At 66.3% G+C, this 17210-nt stretch carries 18 protein-coding genes and 1 pseudogene; 8 read left to right on the plus strand and 11 right to left on the minus strand.

All coding sequences use genetic code 11. The features are described from left to right. Nucleotides 1-233, minus strand: a pseudogene (locus FR943_RS14845) (MCE-family protein MCE1A); the annotation flags it as partial. Between the two features lie 232 nt (nt 234-465). Here FR943_RS14845 and FR943_RS14850 point away from each other — a divergent pair. From FR943_RS14850 to FR943_RS14860, 3 genes are all read left to right on the plus strand, one after another. Further along, on the plus strand, nt 466-1098 hold the full coding sequence (locus tag FR943_RS14850; protein WP_308170563.1) for a TetR/AcrR family transcriptional regulator: 633 nt from the start codon (nt 466-468) through the stop codon (nt 1096-1098). A gap of 556 nt (nt 1099-1654) precedes the next feature. Next, complete coding sequence (locus FR943_RS14855) at nt 1655-2536, plus strand: cytochrome P450 (protein WP_308170564.1); 882 nt, start codon at nt 1655-1657, stop codon at nt 2534-2536. After that, the gene (locus FR943_RS14860) at nt 2536-2733 is read left to right on the plus strand and encodes a ferredoxin (RefSeq protein ID WP_217158497.1); all 198 of its coding nucleotides are present in this window, start codon (nt 2536-2538) and stop codon (nt 2731-2733) included. Before FR943_RS14855 ends, FR943_RS14860 begins: the two co-directional genes overlap by 1 nt. A gap of 13 nt (nt 2734-2746) precedes the next feature. On the opposite strand, the gene FR943_RS14865 is transcribed toward FR943_RS14860, so the two are convergent. Then, the gene (locus FR943_RS14865; RefSeq protein WP_217158499.1) at nt 2747-4411 is read right to left on the minus strand and encodes a hypothetical protein; all 1665 of its coding nucleotides are present in this window, start codon (nt 4409-4411) and stop codon (nt 2747-2749) included. Nucleotides 4412-5024: 613 nt separating this feature from the next. On the opposite strand from FR943_RS14865, the gene FR943_RS14870 reads away from it, so the two are divergent. Further along, nucleotides 5025-5939, plus strand: a complete 915-nt coding sequence (locus tag FR943_RS14870) for an MBL fold metallo-hydrolase (protein ID WP_217158501.1) — start codon at nt 5025-5027, stop codon at nt 5937-5939. Between the two features lie 22 nt (nt 5940-5961). On the opposite strand, the gene FR943_RS14875 is transcribed toward FR943_RS14870, so the two are convergent. The 3 genes from FR943_RS14875 to FR943_RS14885 all read right to left on the minus strand — a co-directional run bounded on the left by FR943_RS14875 (nt 5962) and on the right by FR943_RS14885 (nt 9721). Further along, nucleotides 5962-7161: a S1C family serine protease gene (locus FR943_RS14875; RefSeq protein WP_372448151.1), complete on the minus strand. Its 1200-nt coding sequence runs from the start codon at nt 7159-7161 to the stop codon at nt 5962-5964. Between the two features lie 377 nt (nt 7162-7538). Beyond that, nucleotides 7539-7949, minus strand: a complete 411-nt coding sequence (locus FR943_RS14880) for a transglycosylase family protein (protein WP_217158506.1) — start codon at nt 7947-7949, stop codon at nt 7539-7541. Nucleotides 7950-8371: 422 nt separating this feature from the next. Next, the gene (locus tag FR943_RS14885) at nt 8372-9721 is read right to left on the minus strand and encodes an alpha/beta hydrolase-fold protein (protein ID WP_217158507.1); all 1350 of its coding nucleotides are present in this window, start codon (nt 9719-9721) and stop codon (nt 8372-8374) included. A 136-nt stretch (nt 9722-9857) separates the two neighbouring features. Here FR943_RS14885 and FR943_RS14890 point away from each other — a divergent pair, with 136 nt between their 5' ends. Together FR943_RS14890 and FR943_RS14895 are read left to right on the plus strand one after the other, a co-directional pair. Next, on the plus strand, nt 9858-10247 hold the full coding sequence (locus tag FR943_RS14890) for a TA system antitoxin ParD family protein (protein ID WP_217158508.1): 390 nt from the start codon (nt 9858-9860) through the stop codon (nt 10245-10247). Nucleotides 10248-10281: 34 nt separating this feature from the next. After that, nucleotides 10282-10860, plus strand: a complete 579-nt coding sequence (locus FR943_RS14895; RefSeq protein ID WP_217158509.1) for an ATPase — start codon at nt 10282-10284, stop codon at nt 10858-10860. A gap of 30 nt (nt 10861-10890) precedes the next feature. Here FR943_RS14895 and FR943_RS14900 read toward each other — a convergent pair whose 3' ends face one another. From FR943_RS14900 to FR943_RS14910, 3 genes are read right to left on the minus strand one after another with little or no spacing between them, the layout of a single operon-like run. Continuing rightward, complete coding sequence (locus FR943_RS14900; protein ID WP_217158588.1) at nt 10891-11247, minus strand: thiocyanate hydrolase; 357 nt, start codon at nt 11245-11247, stop codon at nt 10891-10893. A gap of 9 nt (nt 11248-11256) precedes the next feature. Continuing rightward, nucleotides 11257-11964 carry a thiocyanate hydrolase subunit gamma gene (gene scnC, locus FR943_RS14905; RefSeq protein WP_217158510.1) on the minus strand — a complete coding sequence of 236 codons (708 nt, stop codon included), beginning with the start codon at nt 11962-11964 and terminating at the stop codon, nt 11257-11259. Nucleotides 11965-12005: 41 nt separating this feature from the next. Beyond that, nucleotides 12006-12830, minus strand: coding sequence for an SH3-like domain-containing protein (locus FR943_RS14910; RefSeq protein WP_217158512.1), 825 nt, complete (start codon nt 12828-12830; stop codon nt 12006-12008). A gap of 152 nt (nt 12831-12982) precedes the next feature. On the opposite strand from FR943_RS14910, the gene FR943_RS14915 reads away from it, so the two are divergent. Together FR943_RS14915 and FR943_RS14920 are read left to right on the plus strand one after the other, a co-directional pair. After that, on the plus strand, nt 12983-13618 hold the full coding sequence (locus FR943_RS14915) for an FKBP-type peptidyl-prolyl cis-trans isomerase (RefSeq protein ID WP_217158514.1): 636 nt from the start codon (nt 12983-12985) through the stop codon (nt 13616-13618). 48 nt (nt 13619-13666) lie between these two features. Then, complete coding sequence (locus FR943_RS14920) at nt 13667-14284, plus strand: class I SAM-dependent methyltransferase (protein WP_217158516.1); 618 nt, start codon at nt 13667-13669, stop codon at nt 14282-14284. On the opposite strand, the gene FR943_RS14925 is transcribed toward FR943_RS14920, so the two are convergent. From FR943_RS14925 to FR943_RS14935, 3 genes are all read right to left on the minus strand, one after another. Continuing rightward, nucleotides 14253-15056, minus strand: coding sequence for a thioesterase family protein (locus tag FR943_RS14925; protein WP_217158590.1), 804 nt, complete (start codon nt 15054-15056; stop codon nt 14253-14255). The two genes, FR943_RS14920 and FR943_RS14925, sit on opposite strands and share 32 nt — an antisense overlap. 152 nt (nt 15057-15208) lie before the next feature. Continuing rightward, nucleotides 15209-15778 carry a hypothetical protein gene (locus FR943_RS14930; protein WP_217158518.1) on the minus strand — a complete coding sequence of 190 codons (570 nt, stop codon included), beginning with the start codon at nt 15776-15778 and terminating at the stop codon, nt 15209-15211. A 79-nt stretch (nt 15779-15857) separates the two neighbouring features. Further along, nucleotides 15858-17204 (minus strand): NAD(P)/FAD-dependent oxidoreductase, encoded by a 1347-nt coding sequence (locus tag FR943_RS14935; RefSeq protein WP_217158592.1) that lies wholly within the window; start codon nt 17202-17204, stop codon nt 15858-15860. Nucleotides 17205-17210 lie beyond the last annotated feature (6 nt).

Here is a 17210-nt window from a genome sequence, read left to right on the forward strand (position 1 = left end):
CCGATCGGCACACCGTTGAACGTCACCTTCGAACCCGGATCCATCGACAGACCAGCCCGCCCCGACAACACCGTCAGCTGCGTCTTTTCCTCGAACGTCCCGCGGAACTGCATCCACGTCAACGTCAGGACCGAAGCCAGCACGACGATCATTCCCACAGAGGCCGTCTTGTACGGCGGGTTGTGCTGCCAGCGTTTGGCGCGGTCCCGCGCGGTTGCGATGAACGAGGCCACGCACCAACCTCCGACTAGTTGACGCAGCCAGTCAGCGATGCGCGAAGTCCGCGAAGACGTAGCCAGCGTGTGAGCGAGCAGAACTCTCGCAAACAACCGGAGACGACCGCAACTGCTGGAGGCCCAGTGCGGCAAACATCAAATCGTGCCCGCCGGGAGACCCTCGTCACAACTGTGCATGCACGTCACCGACGTAACGTCTGCTGCGCGTTCGTCTCGATATGATCGACAAGTGCCAGCGCACCAGTCACCGCACGTCGGTACACGACGGGCACCCGCCTGGGGCGCCGACCTGCCTGCCGACGACGCCGAGGCGCGAGACCGACTCCTCGACGCTGCGGAACAGTGCTACGCCGAAATCGGGCCCAGCCGAACAAAAATGTCGCATATCGCCGCCCGGGCCGGCGTCCACCGCACGACCGTCTACAACTACTTCAGCAGCCGCGACGAGGTACTGGCCGCCTCGTACATTCGTGCTGCCGGCATCGTTCTCGATTCCGCCCAGCCTTATTGGGACAGCGATAAACCCTTCCTGGACAAGCTCATCGACGCGTGCGTGGTCGGCATCGAGGTGGCACGTGGCCTGCCCCCGATGCAGGTGCTCATCAACCGCAACGAACTCCCCCACACGCAGGCGATCGCCGCGGCGTCCGAGGATTGGCAGACCCGCATCCGCGAGGCGATCGGCCACCGGCTTGCAGGTGCTGCCGCCGCTGGCCAGATCCGCTCCGATCTCACTCCAGATGCATTGGCGCAGTGGATCGTTCGGATCTGCATCAGCTTGACCATGGATCCCCCCGACCCGCATGCCGGTGGCGACGAAGCAGTTCTGCAGGCTTTCCTGCCGCGGTGCTTGGCACCGTAGAACGCGGATTTATCCAACCGGCTTGCCGACGTGGCTGCGCAACGTCTCCGACGCCGCGGTGCCGAGGGCGACGTGAGTTCCCGCCTGAACAAATTCTGCGAAAACCGCTGCACCCGGGCGCGAACTACAGTATTGGTAGAAGTGTAGTTCGCGAGCCACGAGCGCCGAGAGCCCCACGGCAAGGAGACCGGTCATGACCATCCACCAGGACGGTTCCATCTGCGCAGAGCAGTTCCGGCAGTTCGACCACCATTCACCCGAATTCGCACAGGCACCGTACGAGACTTTCGACGCGATGCGGAGTTCGTGCCCACTGCAGCGGTCCGATCTCTACGGCGGCTTCTGGTCGTTGGTCAGCTACGAATCGGTGTTCGACGCGGCCCGAGACGACGCCACCTTCAGCTCGTATCCGTCGATCGGGGTGCCCCCAGCACCGTCACCGTTCCCGATTCCACCGATCGAATCCGATCCGCCGCACACGGCTCAATGGAGAAGCATCACCCTCAGACACTTCTCCCCCGGCGCTGCCGAGCGGCTCCGACCCCGAGCCCGACAGATGGCCGTGGAGATGGTCAACGAATTCATCGAACGTGGTGAATGCGACATCATCGAAGAACTCACCAGCCCGTTGCCCGCCAAGCTCATCCTGCACATGCTCGGCCTCGACGAATCGAAGTATCGGCACTGGGTCAACTGGGTACATACGTTTGTCCACAACATCGCCAGCGACGACGCGGCCGCCGCTGCGGCGGGCGTCGACCTGATGAGCGAGATCGGCACGCACATCCGGGAACGCCGCGCCGGCGGCGAAACCGCCGACGACGTTTTCGGCGCCATCCTGGCCGGCTCGCTCGACGGCGTGCCCCTCGACGACATGCAGGTCACCATGTATACATTCATGATGATGCTCGGTGGCATGGACACCACGAGCGGCCTCACCGGTAATGCTCTCATCTGCCTGATGGAGCGGCCCGAACTCCGCCGACAACTCATCGACCACCCCGATCGGCTTGAGATCGCGACCGAGGAATTCCTGCGCCACTCGACGCCCACACTCGGGCTGGGCCGAGAAATCGCACGAGACACCGAGTTTCATGGCCAACAGCTCAAGGCAGGCGAGCGTGCGATGTTGATGTGGGGTGCGGCCAACCGCGACCCAGCGGTTTTCGAGGACCCCGACAGGATCGATTTTCACCGCCCGAACTCTCGACGGCACATGGCCTTCGGCGTCGGAATCCATCGCTGTCTCGGCTCGCACATCGCGCGCATGATGTTCCAGGAGATGCTTTCCGAGATCCTCGAACGTCTCCCCGACTTCGAATTGGCGGGACAGATCGTTCGATTCGAGAACGCAGGCAATGTCTATGCGGCACGGAAGCTCCCCATCAGGTTCACCCCCGGCCCACGTAAACCAGCCCTCCCCACCGAGGTGCTGTGATGCCCCATATCAACTTCGACGAAAGCCACTGCGCCGGGCACGCACTCTGCCATGCCACGGCCCCCGACGTTTACGACCTCACCGACGAGGGCTACTGCGTACCTCCGACGAGCATCACCCAACAGCAGTTTGCCGAAGCGGTTGCCGGTGCTGAGGCATGCCCTGAAAGGGCCTTGTCCGTGGTCGCAGAGCCGTGACGTGGCGGCCTGATCACCGCCCATAGCTCCAATACAGGCTGTTCTTGCCGATGCTGTGGTGTGGAATCCAGACGTGCCCGCCGTCGTCGTCGATATAGGCGAAACGACACAGCTTTTCGCCGTCCCAAAGGTACACATCGGGTGATACCGGCACGGGCGTGAACACCTTGTGTTTCGCGGCACCGAGCAGGACCGGGATCACCAGGTCGAGCTCGTCGTCGCTCACGTAGTGGTGCACGCACACCAGATCGCGGTAGGGAAACGCCAGCAACGCGGGGCCGGCATCGCCGAATATCTCGGCCAGCAGCTGGCGAGGTTCGGCGGCACGGTCGGCCAGGGAGGTGGCATGCAAGGTGTGATACCCGAGATCGGTACCGACATCGATGAACTCCAGATCGATGCGTGACTCGGCCGCGGCATTCTGGCGGCCGGCGGCTCGTAGCGCCCACATGGTAGCGCCCACTGAATGCTCGTCGACGAAGGGAACGTCACCACCGGGTGTGGCAAATGCCAGAACCTCCACGAGCCCGCCGGCCACCGGCCACGCGTAGTTACGCTGAATACCAGCCAATTGTGCTGCTCGCCAATGTGTTTCACTGATGACGCGGGAGCGGATCAATCTCTCGGCCGCACCCTCGGCCAAGGCCGAGGCGTCGAAATCGTGTAGCCGCTCGTCGAACAACTGATGCAGCGCCTCGCCGAGGCCCGAGGCGACGTTGAGGTAGAACTCCGGCTCCCCGCTGTCGTTGCCGTTGACGATCGCCAAGACCTCGAGCCGTCCGTTCTCCCACACATAGAGATTCGGCGTCAGCCCGCCCGCCTCGCGGTAGGAATGCCACGCCGCTGCGCACATGCGTGCCAGCGCGTTCGCCGCGACATCCAACGAATCGAGCGGATGGCACAGTAACTCGTATGCCGAGGGCGCGGCGAAAATGAGCGTCCGCCCGGAGTCCAATCCCAGGCTCCCCGCCAGCGTCTCGACATCGGCCAGCTTCGACGCCGTGAACAATGAATCACCACCCACGGTGAGGTAATCCGCGCCGTCGCCCAGAGCGGGATGCCACTGGGCCGCCGCCACCGGCTCCAGCGCGGTGTTGCGGCGCGCGGCCTCCCACATCTGCACCAATTGATCCGGAACCAACAGCGCGTCGGATAGCGGCACCACGGTTTCGGGGTAATCGAGGTACATGACCTCGATCAACCCCGGGGCGAGCCGTCGCGCATAACGAAACGTCGAATCCCCGGGGTGCGTCGTGACGTCGTCTGCTGCGGCGTCTGCCACGTACTGCTCGACAGTGCTGGCGTACTGGTCCATCCAGCCCGTCGTCTGAACCCGGCTGCGCAGTCGATCGGACAGCTCTGACCACGACATGTTCTGCGGCGCGGTGACCGCCGCCGCGGCCTCGGGCACCATGGCCCAACCATCAGCGGCATCGTCGAACGGCCACGCGTCGGGGACAACTTCCGAGGTGAGGAAATCCGCCACCACATCCGGCCATTCGTGCGGCTGATGACGTTCGCAGGTGCGCAGCACTTCGGCGAGGTCATAGCGGTTTCCGGTGACATCGATCAGGTCGGTGTCATCGATACCGGCAACGGTGTCGACTCCATGCCTGCGCATCACGTCCTGTGCGAGGTAACGGACATGAGCGATCTCTTCTGGGGTCAGGGTGGCCACACCTCAGTCTCGCACCGCCGGCGGGCCCCTCGATGCACCAAAATGGCACCGCCGTGTCAACCGGTCCGGACACCTTGCCGTACCCGTCGAAAAACCGTGAGAACTCCTGCTGCACAGCAGCTCTCATGTCCAGACGGGCTCAGGAAACGCCCTGCCACAGATGCGACATCATGACGGGGTACCGCACGGGACGGAGCCCGCACATTCCGCCTGACCTGCTCGAGCTCTGCGTGTGTCGCGGGCCGCAGCGCCCCGGCGGTGCCGTACAACCGCACTGCCGGGGCGCCGATGAACCGGCCGGCCAGCAGCGAACGAAGCCAGAACCCACGTCCGCTGTCCACCGCCATGACACAGACCCGCGCGTCGCGATCGATGTGGCGGCCAAGGGCATCGGTGTACTGATCGAAATAGAAGCCGGTGCGGTCATCCCGCAGAAACAGCGTGCCGACCGGAGCGATCGCACAGTACATGGTCGACTTCTTCGCGCGGTCGAACAACTCCTGGTCACCGAGACGGATCCGCCCGCTGGATAGTTTCGGCGGGCACCGGGCGTTCTGCGGAGCGACAGGTATTTCCACCGCGCCTTCGGGCGAGCCCTCAGGAAGAGAGAAACATGAGCGTGGACAACATTTCACACCTTGGCGCCACCGGGCTGGACGAGTTGGTTCCCTCGCGTTACGCCGTGCAAATAGGCGATATCGAGGTGCTGGTGATCAGTGACGGGGTCCTGCCGATCACCGCCTCGACGCTGGCCACCAATGCCGAGCCCGCGGACCTGGTGGGCTGGCTCGACGACAACTTTCTGCCGCCGGAAGTGGTGGACTGGCCGCTGAACGTGATCGTGGTTCGCAGCGGTGACCAGACCATCCTGGTGGACGCGGGTTTGGGGTTGGAATTTCCGGACTTCCCGCGCGCGGGGCAGACGGTGATGCGACTCGAGGCCGCCGGTGTCGACCTCGCCGCGGTGACCGACGTGGTACTCACCCACATGCACATGGACCACGTCGGCGGGCTGCTGACCGAGGGGCTGAAAGACCGGCTGCGGCCCGATTTGCGCGTCCACGCGTCCACTGCCGAGGCCGAGTTCTGGGCCGCGCCCGATTTCTCCCACACCGTCATGCCGCAACCGATACCAGACGTGCTGCGCTCGGTCGCATCGCGGTTCCTCGACGAATACCGAAGCCGGCTACGGACATTCGAGACGGAATACGAGGTGGCGCCGGGAGTTCTCGTCAGCCGCACCGGCGGTCACACCCCCGGACACAGCGTCGTCCGGCTGGAATCCCGCGGCGAGAAACTGACCTTTGCCGGAGATGCGGTGTTCGCGCCGGGATTCGACAATCCCGAGTGGCAGAACGGATTCGAACATGATCCCGAGGATGCGGCCCGCGTCCGGCGGCGTCTGTTGCGGGAGGTGGCGGCGACCGGTGAGCAACTGGTCGCCACACACCTGCCGTTCCCCTCGGTGTGCCGGGTGGCGGCGGTCGGCGACGCCTTCCGCTGTGTTCCGGCGGTTTGGGATTACTGACCGGCGGCTTGGGGTCTCGGCCTCATGACGGGAGTTGACCGAGGGTGACCTGCACGGTCTGAGCAGCGCCCGACCGATCCTGGTAGCCGAGGGTGACGGTGTCTCCCGGTGCTTTGGAGCGCACTGCCGCCACCAGAGCATCGGGACCGTCGATCACCCGGTCATCGACCTTGGTGATCACCACACCTTCGGGCAGTCCGGCGGCCGCCGCCGGTCCACCCTCGACGACACCGGCAACAGTTGCCCCGTCGGTGTCAGCGCCGGCGAGTTGCACCCCCAGCGAGGCGTGCCGGACGGTTCCGGTCGAAACCAGTTCATCGGCAATCCGTTTGGCCTGATCGACCGGGATGGCAAAGCCCAGGCCGATCGACCCGGCCGGCCCACCGCCCGGAGCACCGGAACCGCTGCTGAGCGAGGCGATCGCCGAGTTCACCCCGATGAGGTCACCGTTCATGTCCACCAGCGCGCCGCCGGAGTTCCCGGGGTTGATCGCCGCGTCGGTCTGAATGGCACTCATCACCGAGTGCTGGCCGCTCTGCCCGTCGCCGGTGACCACGGGACGGCCGAGGGCACTGATGATGCCGGTGGTCACCGTGCCCTGCAGCCCCAGCGGCGAGCCGATGGCGACGACGTTCTGGCCGACCTTCAGATCCTTGGACGATCCGATCGTGACCGGGGTGAGTCCGGATACGTTCTGCGCCTTCACCACTGCGATGTCGTCGTCCGGGTCGGTGCCGATGACGGTGAACGGCACGGTGCTCCCGTCGGACATGGTCACCGTCGCCCGCACCCCGCTGTCGGTCCGGCCCGACGGGTTGGCCGGGGACCCGCCCGGGAACAGACCGCGGGGTAGCCCCGGGAACAGCTCGCCGGGGGGAGCCTCGGCAGCCAGCGGTCCCCGCGCTCCGGCGCCGTGTGCGGCCGAGGCCACCACGTGGTTGTTCGTCAGGATCAGGCCGTCCGCACTCAACACGATGCCGGACCCTTCCTCTCGCCCCTGGCCCGTTTCGACCTGCAGCTTCACCACGCTCGGTAGCACTTTCGCCGAGACTTCCTCGACCGAGCCCATCGGCGCCGCGGTGCGCGGTGGGACCGGTGCCTGCTGTCCGATGTGACTCGATGCCGGCGCCTGTGCCACCGGTGTGGCCTGGTCGGAATGATCGACCAGCGCAACCGCGGTTGCGGCTCCGCTCGCCATGGCCACCACCGCGGTACCTGCCATCAGCAGGCCCACCCGCGATTTGCGCTTCGGGTGCGGATTCGCCTGTGCCGGTGGGACCTCGAAAGTGTGCGTCGCCCCCGACATCCCAGACGTGTCGGGGTGCAAACCGTAAGCAGGCTGAGGATCCCGGTACCCCGCGCGGCTCCAGGGACTCGGATGCTGTTGCGGTGACTCGGGCCTCGGCGCCCAGTCGGCGTTGCTACTGTTTGATGAACTCCCCGACCATTGACTCATTCTCGCTGTTTCTCCTTGCGACACTGGCATATCTGCGCCGCATGGCGCCTGCATCGATGGTGCAGGCCCGTACTGAGGGTTTGCTGAGAACGAGTTCGGTGCTGTCCAAGACTTTTTCGGAGTGCGCCCGCGGCAGCGCGGTCTCAGGCCAGTGGATTGAGCGCCAAGGTACACAGACGCGGCAGATGCGCGAGCGGGATCCACGCCACCAGTTGGCGACAGGTCCCGGTGGCCATGCCGATCGGTCCGCCGCAGACCGGCCACGCTCCGAGGCCCTGCGTCTGTAACACGTTGCGCGCCACTGCGATCTGCTCTTCACGGGAGGCGGCTGCGGGTGAACCCGTGCCGCCGTGGGAAGCCCAGGTGGCCGGCGTGAACTGCAATCCTCCGTAGAACCCGTTACCGGTATCGGCTGCCCAGTTCCCGCCCGATTCGCACTGGGCCATCGCATCCCAGTTCGGCTCCGCGCCGGCGTTGGGCACTGTCAAGACCATCTGCGCCAGGGCGATCGCACCGATGAATACGAACACCGTGACGACCTTGCGCACGCGCATGTCCATCCCTTCGTGACGTCGTGCGCCTCAGCGCACGCCGGTAAATCGAGGGCGAAAGTGCGATTGAATCCCCTCGTGGTGCGGAGTTTACCCATGAGGTTGAAGTTAAAAACACGCACTAGAGAGTCTAATTATCTTCTTTGAGTTTATTTAATAGTTATGCGGCGCATGTGGCCGATGAGGACCCAGAGGCACCTGTCCGCATCCACATATTCCGAGGTGACGATGGGTTTCCGGGGCCGGCCGGCCAGTGCGCACAGACCCGCCGAGCCTCATATATTTCGGGATGGTCACCGTGACAATTGAACGCCACCGGTAATTAAGTTTCCAATGCGGCAATAGTGATGGAAATGAATTCTGTTACTTCTGAGAGTATTGGGAACAGTGAGATAGATGTGGTTGTGCCGCCCTCGCCCCGCCCGTTACACGACCGACGGTGTCGCCGGCCGCAACCGGGCGATGATTCCGTCGAGATCCCGAATGAACATGTCCGGGCGGAACACGTGCCCACCGGGCACCTCGTGCGCCTCGTGTGGGATACCGGCTCGCCGCAGCAGATCCCGAAACTCCCGCTGGCCGGCAAGCACCTGGGTCTCGTTCACGCTGTCAAACCAATTGAGTGGATCCGGGCTGGTGCCGGCAACCAGGAAAACCCGCTTGTTGCGGTAGCTTTCGATCCGCTCGACCGGGTTGTCGGCGCTGACCCTGGCCTGATCCCACAGTGGGGCGCCGTACACGGTGCCGCCGGCCAGATCCAACACCGCCGACGTGATGTTCGCCCAGTGCACCACCAAACCGAAGTCGCGGCGCAGGCTCGCCGGGCCAGAGTGCGCGCTGACCGACGCGAAGTGCCCGTAGTACTTGGCGGCGTACTTCAGGGCACCGAAGCCGCCCATCGAGAATCCCCCGACCGCGCGGCCGTCGTACTCGGCGTAGGTACGGAAATTCGCCTCGATCCACGGCAACAGTTGGGCGATGTGGAACGTCTCCCAGTTCCGCGGTCCGACGAACGACGTCACCGGGTTGCAGTGCCAGCCCGCATGCCCGCCGTCGGGCATCACGACGATGATCGGCTTGCCGGCCGTCCAGTCGCGGACCCCCATGAAGTCGAACGACCGAAAGTCGTCGTTGCCGCCGTGGAACAGGTACAGCACCGGGTAGGTGCGCCCACTGGTGCGGTAATCGTCGGGAAGCAGCACGTTGACGCCGGGGTTCCAGCCGATCGCGGCGGTCTGAAAACGGTAGTACCACAGGCGCGGATCGTTCTCGTTACGGTCCACGATCCGCAGTCCGAAGCCATCGCCCCGCCCGCTGAAGATCACCAGTGTCTGCCCGGCGTGCAGCGCGCCCGGATCCGCCAGCCCGTTGACGGCGGCGATCGGCGGATAGAACGAGGCGTCACCGTAGAAACGTGAAGCCAACGCCGACAACGTATCCCCCGGCGCCACCTGATGGTGGCGCAGCTCCGGGACAATCAGGCGCTGCCCTGGTTCGACTCCGGCGCCCGGGGCGATACCGCTGGCCGCCGCGATCAGCCGCGACAACTCGGCGCGACCGTAAAAACGTGACGCCACGGCGGGCAGCGAGTCACCTGGGCGCGCCGAATAGCGCGTGTAGTCGGGGAACACCAGCCGCTGCCCCGCAGTGATCACGTCGGGATCGGTGACCCCGTTGGCCGCGGCGATCAGCCGGTACAGTTCCGCGTCGCCGTAGAACCGCAACGCCAGTGCAGACAGCGTCTCCCCTGCCACGACCGTGTGAGTTCTGACCATGGCCCGCTCCTCAGAGTTTCAGCCGGCGGGGCGGCAGCCAGGTCGGCTGCGCCGATAATCCCAGTTTAGGCCGGTGGCGAGGCGCATCTCGTTGCATTTTGCTACGCTTGTTTCAGATTGCTACAAGGAGTGCGCCATGACAGACACCGCAGATCGGGTGACCCGGTTCGCCGCCGACCTCTTGGACAGCGCCGCTGCTGAAGGTGCACGTCAGAGCCGGTCGGCCAAACAGCAGCTCGACCACTGGGCTCGAGTCGGCCGCGCCGTCTCGAGCCAGCACAGCGCCGCACGCCGCAAAGTGGAGTCCGCGCTGGCCGGGGACACTCCGCTGCGCGAGTTGACGGCCGAAGAAGGTGCGGTGTTCAACGCCGAGATCACCGCCGCCATCGAAGAGAGCCTGGCCCGCACCGATTACGGCGCGGCGCTGGCCACTCGCGGGATCACCACCGTCGCCATCAACGGCGACGGTGAGCTCGTGCAGTACCGGTCCGACGGCACCACCGCGGTGCTGGCACACCAGCAGTGAGCGCCGGCGCTGACGCGGACGGCACCACCAGCCGGTGAAACGCCTCGATCTCGTCGTCGGCTGCAACGGCGCGGGCAAGTCCACTTTCGTCGAACTCACCCTGTCGCCCCTGCTGCCGGGCTGCCCCTTCGTCAACGCCGACGAGATCGCCAAGCGCCGCTGGCCCGCCGACCCCGCTCGGCATTCCTACGACGCCGCACTGGTCGCCGCCGACACCCGGTCCCGACTCATCGAACTCGGCGAGTCGTTCATCGCCGAGACCGTGTTCTCCCACCCCTCCAAGCTCGAGCTCATCGACACCGCCCAGGCGGCCGGATACACCGTGATGCTGCATTGCCTGCTGATCCCCGAAGAGCTCGCCGTGCTGCGGGTACGCCACCGGGTCCAAGCCGGCGGCCACGACGTTCCCGAGCACAAGATCCGTGAACGCTACCAACGACTTTGGAGCCTGGTGGCCGCTGCCGCGATGCGGGCCGACGCGGCCACGTTCTACGACAACAGCACCGTCCGGGGTCCGCGGATCGTCGCTGCACTCGCCGGCGGATTCCTCGTCGGGTCGCCCAGCTGGCCGACGTGGACGCCGCGGGAGCTCAATTCGCACTGGCCCGGGTAGCACAAGCCGGAGGTTTCTGACCGGCGAAGGTCAGGCCTCTTCGAGCCGGGCCCTGACCTGTCGCATGCGTTCGGCCAGCGCCTCCTCATCGATGACATGCCTGGCAATCAACGAGTGGCTAAGTGCGACAAGCTGATTCTCCGGATACGGCAGTGCCGGGTACACCTCGTGTACGAGCCGGTCCTCGTCGTTTCGTCGGGTGAGCAGCGGCAGGGTCACACCCTCGTGGTCGAGCGCATCGCACATCCCGTCGAGACTGGACTTCCAGGGCGGCACCAGGTTGGTGACACCATACTTTTCTGCCATCAGTGGCCACACCTGACCTCGGCCGGCGATGCGCTCCAACGCCGGTACCGTGACCAGTGTGACGTCATCTTCCTCTGCCATCGTTGTCACTCAATAACTTTCGGCCGGACGCACCGCTGGGTGCACCGGACGATGAGCGTTCGTGGTCACCCCGGGCGTGGGTAAGGCGACGCCGATCATGCAGTCGCGGGTGACGATCTCGGCAAGCTGCTCCTCCGTCCATCCCTCGGTTCCGTCCGGACGCATCGGGAGCACCAAGAACCGGCGCTTGGAATTGGAGTCCTCGACCCGGATTTCGACGTCGTCGGGCAGGAAGAGCCCGAACTCCCCGAGAACCTGACGCGGCCACCGCACGATGCGGCGGCGATAGTTCGGCGTGCGGTACCACTCGGGAGAGTTTCCGAGAAGCGGTCGCGGATAACAGGAACACAACGTGCAGACGATGACATGGTGCAACGTCGGCGTATTCGCCAGCACCTTGAGCGCGGTGAAGTCACTGGGTGTTCCGAAACCGGTCGGATGCAGCCAGTCGATTCCCACTTCGCGGCTGGCAGCGATCGCGTCCTCGAGTGCAAGGTCGCGAAAATCGGGGTCCACCCAGGCCTTCGCGACGAACCGGGACCCCGGCGCCGGGCCGATCTGTTCGACGAATTCGGTGTAGTGCCGGTGGTCTTCGGCAGTGAACAGGCCCTTTTCTATCGCCAACTCCCGCAACGCGATCTCCAGGACTTCGAAGTCTGTCACCTCCTCGACCATTGGTGCCGCGTGCCGCTCAGGTGTGTCGTGCCCCTTGGTCATGTCGGATCCCCGTTCCGTTGTCGGGTTGGGCGTGTCGGGTGCTAGTCGAGTGGCTGCAACCACAATTCCGAGATCTCGGCTTGCAAGGTGTCGCCGACCGAGCCCGCGTAGGGCTCCCATAGGTCTGTCATCTCGAACCGCACGATGTAGAACCACTCGGGCTGCTGCTCTTCGCGGTCGAACGCCTCGTCCTCGGGTACCAGGCTTTCGTAGGAGACCTCGGCGATCGTCCCGGGCTTGCCACGCAGGTACTCCTGGGTGCGGGTGTAGAAGATCGTCGGCAGATCCCGCACCCGTACCCGGTCTCCGACAGCGAAGGCGGGGGTGCCAGCCTGGCCCGCGAACTGCTGCGGATCGCCCTTGCCGAGCGCCTCGATGTGATGGCGGTTCCTCTCGACCACCGTCGGATCACCAGCACCGCGCGGCGCGGCCACCAGGGCAGCTGGACCATCACCGGCCATCCGGGTCCGCACCGCGTCCACCCGCTCAAGCAACTCACGCAGCGTGATGTGGCCTTTCTCGACGAGGCAGCGGGCGATCGCCCACACCCACCGGCCGTAATAGGGGAAGCCGTGGTACACCGTCCGCCCGACATCGACATTCCCGAGCCGTCGGCGCTCCTCGGACGTCCAGATGCCACGCCAGCCGAGGACCTCACACGTGACAAACGTGTTGAGCTCCCACGCCTCTTCTTCTTTCTCTTCGAAGATCGCGGGCGCGTCCGGATCGCCTCCGACATCGTGTGGGTTCTTCATGAACGCACGAAACAGCGTGTGATCTATTTGATCTGGATAGGGCCAGTCCTGCAGCCGATGTAGCGCCGGGCGCAACTGACTGACGAAATCACCCATGGAATTGTTCGCCATCGTCCGTACCTCCGATGGGATGGACGGTTCCGGGCTGTGACCAGGCTAACACCAGCCGACGTGCGCCGATACCCATTGCCGCAGGTGCGCGGTGCCGACGTCGAAGAACCTATCGGCCGGCGTCGCATCGCCCGGCTGTAGCGTGGCGGGGCATGAACTCCTTTCGCGTGACCTCCTCCGCTGCGCTCGTGGCGTGCGCCGCGTCGTTGACCCTCGCGCTCGCCGCGTGTGGCTCTGACTCCGAGGCCACCTCGGCCCAATCGTCGACCAGCACGCCGTCGGTCGCCGACGTGCTGACGCCCTCCATCGCCGAGACGGCGACCGAGGAGCGCACCTGTCCGACGGCGCTGCCGAGCAGCGGTGCCCCGGAATGGACCGTGTCGGGTTCCACCGGCAGTGCCGCGGTCACCGGTTCCACCGATTCGACCGCACCGCTGGTCGAGGTCGATGGACCGTTCACCGTCGCCGAGACCCAGGTGCACACCCTCAAGGCCGGTGACGGGCCGGTGGTGGCACCGACCGCCAACGTCTCGGTCTGCTACATGGGCGTCAACGGACGCGACGGCTCGGTGTTCGACAACAGCTACGAGCGCGGCGAGCCGGTCGACTTCCCGCTCACCGGCGTCGTGCCCGGCTTCCAGAAGGCCATCTCGGGGCAGAAGGTCGGCTCCACCGTGGCCGTCGCGATGACCTCCGCCGACGGCTACCCGCAGGGCCAGCCCGCCGCCGGCATCCAGCCCGGTGACTCGCTGATCTTCGCGATCAAGATCCTCGACGCCAAGGGCTGAGCACCACCACCGGCCGGGGCCCCGGTATCGGCTTGCGACAATGCTCACATGGTGGAGCGGAGCATCTGGATGCAAAAGGTCGCAGCCGATCCTGGGCACTCGCAGTGGTACATCGAACGCTTTCGCGCCATGGAGCGCGCCGGTGCGGACCTGGCCGGCGAGGCTCGCCTGGTGGACGCGATGGCGGCCCGCAACTCGCACATCCTGGATGCCGGCTGCGGTCCGGGCCGGCTCGGCGGTTACCTGGCCGGGGCCGGACACCGAGTGGTCGGCGTCGACGTCGACCCCGCCCTCATCGAGGCCGCTGAGCAGGACCACCCCGGCCCGCGCTGGCTGGTCGGGGACCTGGCCGAACTGGACCTGCCCGCCCGGGGCATCACCGATCCGTTCGACATCATCGTGTCGGCCGGCAACGTCATGACCTTCCTGGCTCCGAGCACCCGGGTCCAGGTGCTGACCCGGCTGGGGGCTCACCTGGCCGACGACGGTCGCGCGGTGATCGGATTCGGCGCCGGACGCGAATACGAGTTCGCGCATTTCTTCGACGACGCGGCGGCGGCCGGCCTGACGCCGGATCTGCTGCTGTCTACGTGGGATCTGCGGCCGTTCGCCGACGGCTCCGACTTTCTCGTCGCTATCCTGCGGCGCGGGTCCCATTCGGGCTGAAGTTGAAATTCGCTATCGCCGTGGACAATCCGGTGCCGATGGGGCCCGATGCGTCGTACAGGCGGGCACTGCCGGTGGCGACGCCGTCAGCACTGGTGTGGGTCAGCGCGGCCATCCCGATGTAGGGCCCGACGGGCAGCCTGCTCAGGGCGAGGGTGTAGTCGGCATTGATGAAAGCCAAACCGGCCGAACTGAAGTTCGTCATCGAACTGGTGACGTCGACGGCCAGTGCGGCCCGGACGAACGGGGTGAGCACCTCGCCGGCCACCAGATCCCGCACCTCGCGCAACCAGGCGTAGCGCGGCCCGCACTGCTGCCACGGGAATCCGGGGCCGTTCCAGTCAGGGTCGGGCCCGTAGGCCCGGATGAACATGGGTACGGTGTCGTCGAACTGCTCCGGTTCCTCGGGCAGCTCCGGCAGTTCGATCGCGGCGCTCCAGAACTCCCCGTCGGGCTGCGTGCCGCGCCGCAGGTACAACGCAGACCCGCGCGCCACCAGTTCGCCGTCCTGGATCATCGCGGCGTCGATGGCCTGCATCCGTGACCCCGAGCGCACCACCGAGGCGGTGACCCGCACCGGTGCGCTCGCGACGCGACGCAGGATCTCGACGGTGAACCGGGCCGGTTGCAGCGCGGCGTCGTCGGCCAATTGCTCGACCGCCCGGGCCAACAGTCCGCCCACCACCTGGCCACCCAGCGTCGGGCCCCATCCCCCGTGCGCGATGTCGTTCGGGACGAATCCCTCATCGGTGCTGACGAAAAACGGGGTCATCGCGGTGTGCTCCAACAACGGCACCCTTCACTCCGGTACTGATACGCCTACAGTTGCGCCAACGATATAGCACGTGCCGGCTTGGCGACCGGTGGCGTCCGAGGTAGGCGCCTGGAACCGGGGGCATTGGCCGCAACCCGCGGCCTCGCCCCCTAAGGAGCCGGAGCCGGCGGCGCGGGGGCCGGGGGCTGCCCCGGCGAGTTGTACTCGTATCCCGGCGGTGGCGGCCCATTCAGCGAGTAGTAGCCCGGTGGTAGCGGCGGACCCGACGGTCCGGTGCCGGGTTCGGGCGCGGTGACCGGTGTCTCCGAGCCGGGTGCATTGATCGACACATACCCCGGCGGCAGCGGCGGCGGCGGGCCGGCGCCGGGCGGCGGCGCTACCCCCTGGGGCGCGTCCATGGCTCCCTGGAATCCGTACGGGTCGTGGGCCTGATGCCAGAGATCCCGCAGGGTGCCGACGGGACCGGAACCGTACTGGCCGGAGCCGTACACCGGGTTGGCGATCTCGGGCACCTGGGGTGGACCGGCCGGCGCCGGGGGCGGCGGTGCGGCCAGCGCGGGGTCAGTGGGTGCCGGCGGCGGGCCGGGAACGCCGGGGTCGGCGACGGGATCAGCGATAGCGTGGCCGGCGGTGGCCAGGAGCGCCGCGGCCACGGTCAACCCGGAGATCGCGAGCTTCACCCCGCTGGCCGAAAGCGCGGTGCGCTGCGCTGCGGTCATCAATCCAGCGATCCTCTCTGCCCGGCGTTCGTGCATCCTCGCACACCGAACGCGAGCTCGCAGCCGATGACCGTGCCGCTCAGGACGGCTCGGCCGGGGCGTCCGGCGGAGGCGGGGTCGGCGAATCCCACACGGTCCAGGTGTAGTGCTGATCGGGCAGATCGGTGGCGCCGAGCATGAACGCGCGATGCGAACGACTGGCCCGGGCGATGGTGCTCAGCCAGGTGCCCACCGTGCTGAACCGGTTGCGGACCCCGGTGAGAAACGCGATGTGCAGAAGCCCCCAGGCCAGCCAACCGAGAACACCGGCCACCTTGACCGGGCCGACCTGCAGAAGCGCTTGTCCCCGAGCGATATACGCCGCCGAGCCCAAGTCGCGGTAGCGGAACGGGCGACGGGGTTTGCCCGCGAGCTCCCGGCGGATGCACGAGGCGACGTGCAGGCCGCCCTGCATCGCGTTCTCCGCCACACCGGGCAGGTTCTCACGGCCGGCGAGATCGCCGATCACGAAAATCTCGGGATATCCCTCGACCGAAAGATCAGGTCCCACAGCGATTCTCCCGCTGCGGTCGGATTCGGCCCCCAGCACCTGCGCCAGATGACGGGCAAACGGCACCGCCTCTACACCGGCCGTCCACAACACCGTGCGCGCCGGGTAATGCTCGTCGGACCCGCCGGCCTTGGGGCTGATCGTCACCCCGTCGCGGTCGACATGGGTGACATGGACACCCATGTGCAGTTCGACGCCGAGCTTCTGCAGCGACCTGGTCGCCTTCTCCCCCAGCTCTGGCGCGAACGCCTTCAACACCCGTTGGCCGCCGTCGAACAGCAGCACCCTGGCCTCTTCCGGCTCGATGCTGTGGAACTCGTTGGCCAACGTGCGGGTGGCCATCTCCCGGATCTGGCCGGCCAACTCGACCCCGGTGGGCCCACCGCCGGCCACGGCGAACGTCAGCCAGCCGTCGCGTTCCGGTCCCGGCGGTAGGGTCTCGGCCATCTCGAAGGCGGTGAACACCCGCTGCCGGATGTGCAGTGCGTCGTCGAGCGTCTTCATGCCCGGCGCCCAGTGCGCGAACTGCTCGTTGCCGAAATAGGACTGCCGCATCCCGGCCGCCACCACGAGCACGTCGTAGTCGATGGTGAACGTGGTCTCGTCCGGCCGCCGGGCGGTCACCCGGCGCGCCTGCGGGTCGATGTCCACCGCTTCCCCGAGCAGGGTGGTGACGTTGCGGTGCCGCTCGAACTCTTCGCGCAACGGCCGGCTGATCTGGCCGATGCTCAATGTCCCGGTGGCACATTGGTAGAGCAGGGGCTGGAAGAGATGCCCGGCGGTGCGGTCCAGCACGGTCACCGCGACGTCGACGCCGCCCAACCGACGGGCGCAGAACAGCCCGCCGAAACCGCCACCGATGATCAACACCCGCATCTGACT

The sequence above is a fragment of the [Mycobacterium] fortunisiensis genome (assembly GCF_019050325.1).
GTDB lineage: Bacteria > Actinomycetota > Actinomycetes > Mycobacteriales > Mycobacteriaceae > Mycobacterium > Mycobacterium fortunisiensis.

What these genes read in the sequence shown, in the direction of transcription:
- FR943_RS14910 (WP_217158512.1), bottom strand. Translation starts at nt 12,830, where the DNA reads ATGGCGAACAATTCCATGGGTGATTTCGTCAGTCAGTTGCGCCCGGCG.
- FR943_RS14915 (WP_217158514.1), top strand. Translation starts at nt 12,983, where the DNA reads ATGAACTCCTTTCGCGTGACCTCCTCCGCTGCGCTCGTGGCGTGCGCC.
- FR943_RS14900 (WP_217158588.1), bottom strand. Translation starts at nt 11,247, where the DNA reads ATGGCAGAGGAAGATGACGTCACACTGGTCACGGTACCGGCGTTGGAG.
- FR943_RS14935 (WP_217158592.1), bottom strand. Translation starts at nt 17,204, where the DNA reads ATGCGGGTGTTGATCATCGGTGGCGGTTTCGGCGGGCTGTTCTGCGCC.
- FR943_RS14930 (WP_217158518.1), bottom strand. Translation starts at nt 15,778, where the DNA reads ATGACCGCAGCGCAGCGCACCGCGCTTTCGGCCAGCGGGGTGAAGCTC.
- FR943_RS14885 (WP_217158507.1), bottom strand. Translation starts at nt 9,721, where the DNA reads ATGGTCAGAACTCACACGGTCGTGGCAGGGGAGACGCTGTCTGCACTG.
- FR943_RS14880 (WP_217158506.1), bottom strand. Translation starts at nt 7,949, where the DNA reads ATGCGCGTGCGCAAGGTCGTCACGGTGTTCGTATTCATCGGTGCGATC.
- FR943_RS14855 (WP_308170564.1), top strand. Translation starts at nt 1,655, where the DNA reads ATGGCCGTGGAGATGGTCAACGAATTCATCGAACGTGGTGAATGCGAC.
- scnC (WP_217158510.1), bottom strand. Translation starts at nt 11,964, where the DNA reads ATGACCAAGGGGCACGACACACCTGAGCGGCACGCGGCACCAATGGTC.
- FR943_RS14870 (WP_217158501.1), top strand. Translation starts at nt 5,025, where the DNA reads ATGAGCGTGGACAACATTTCACACCTTGGCGCCACCGGGCTGGACGAG.
- FR943_RS14890 (WP_217158508.1), top strand. Translation starts at nt 9,858, where the DNA reads ATGACAGACACCGCAGATCGGGTGACCCGGTTCGCCGCCGACCTCTTG.
- FR943_RS14860 (WP_217158497.1), top strand. Translation starts at nt 2,536, where the DNA reads ATGCCCCATATCAACTTCGACGAAAGCCACTGCGCCGGGCACGCACTC.
- FR943_RS14920 (WP_217158516.1), top strand. Translation starts at nt 13,667, where the DNA reads ATGGTGGAGCGGAGCATCTGGATGCAAAAGGTCGCAGCCGATCCTGGG.
- FR943_RS14875 (WP_372448151.1), bottom strand. Translation starts at nt 7,161, where the DNA reads ATGGCAGGTACCGCGGTGGTGGCCATGGCGAGCGGAGCCGCAACCGCG.
- FR943_RS14925 (WP_217158590.1), bottom strand. Translation starts at nt 15,056, where the DNA reads ATGACCCCGTTTTTCGTCAGCACCGATGAGGGATTCGTCCCGAACGAC.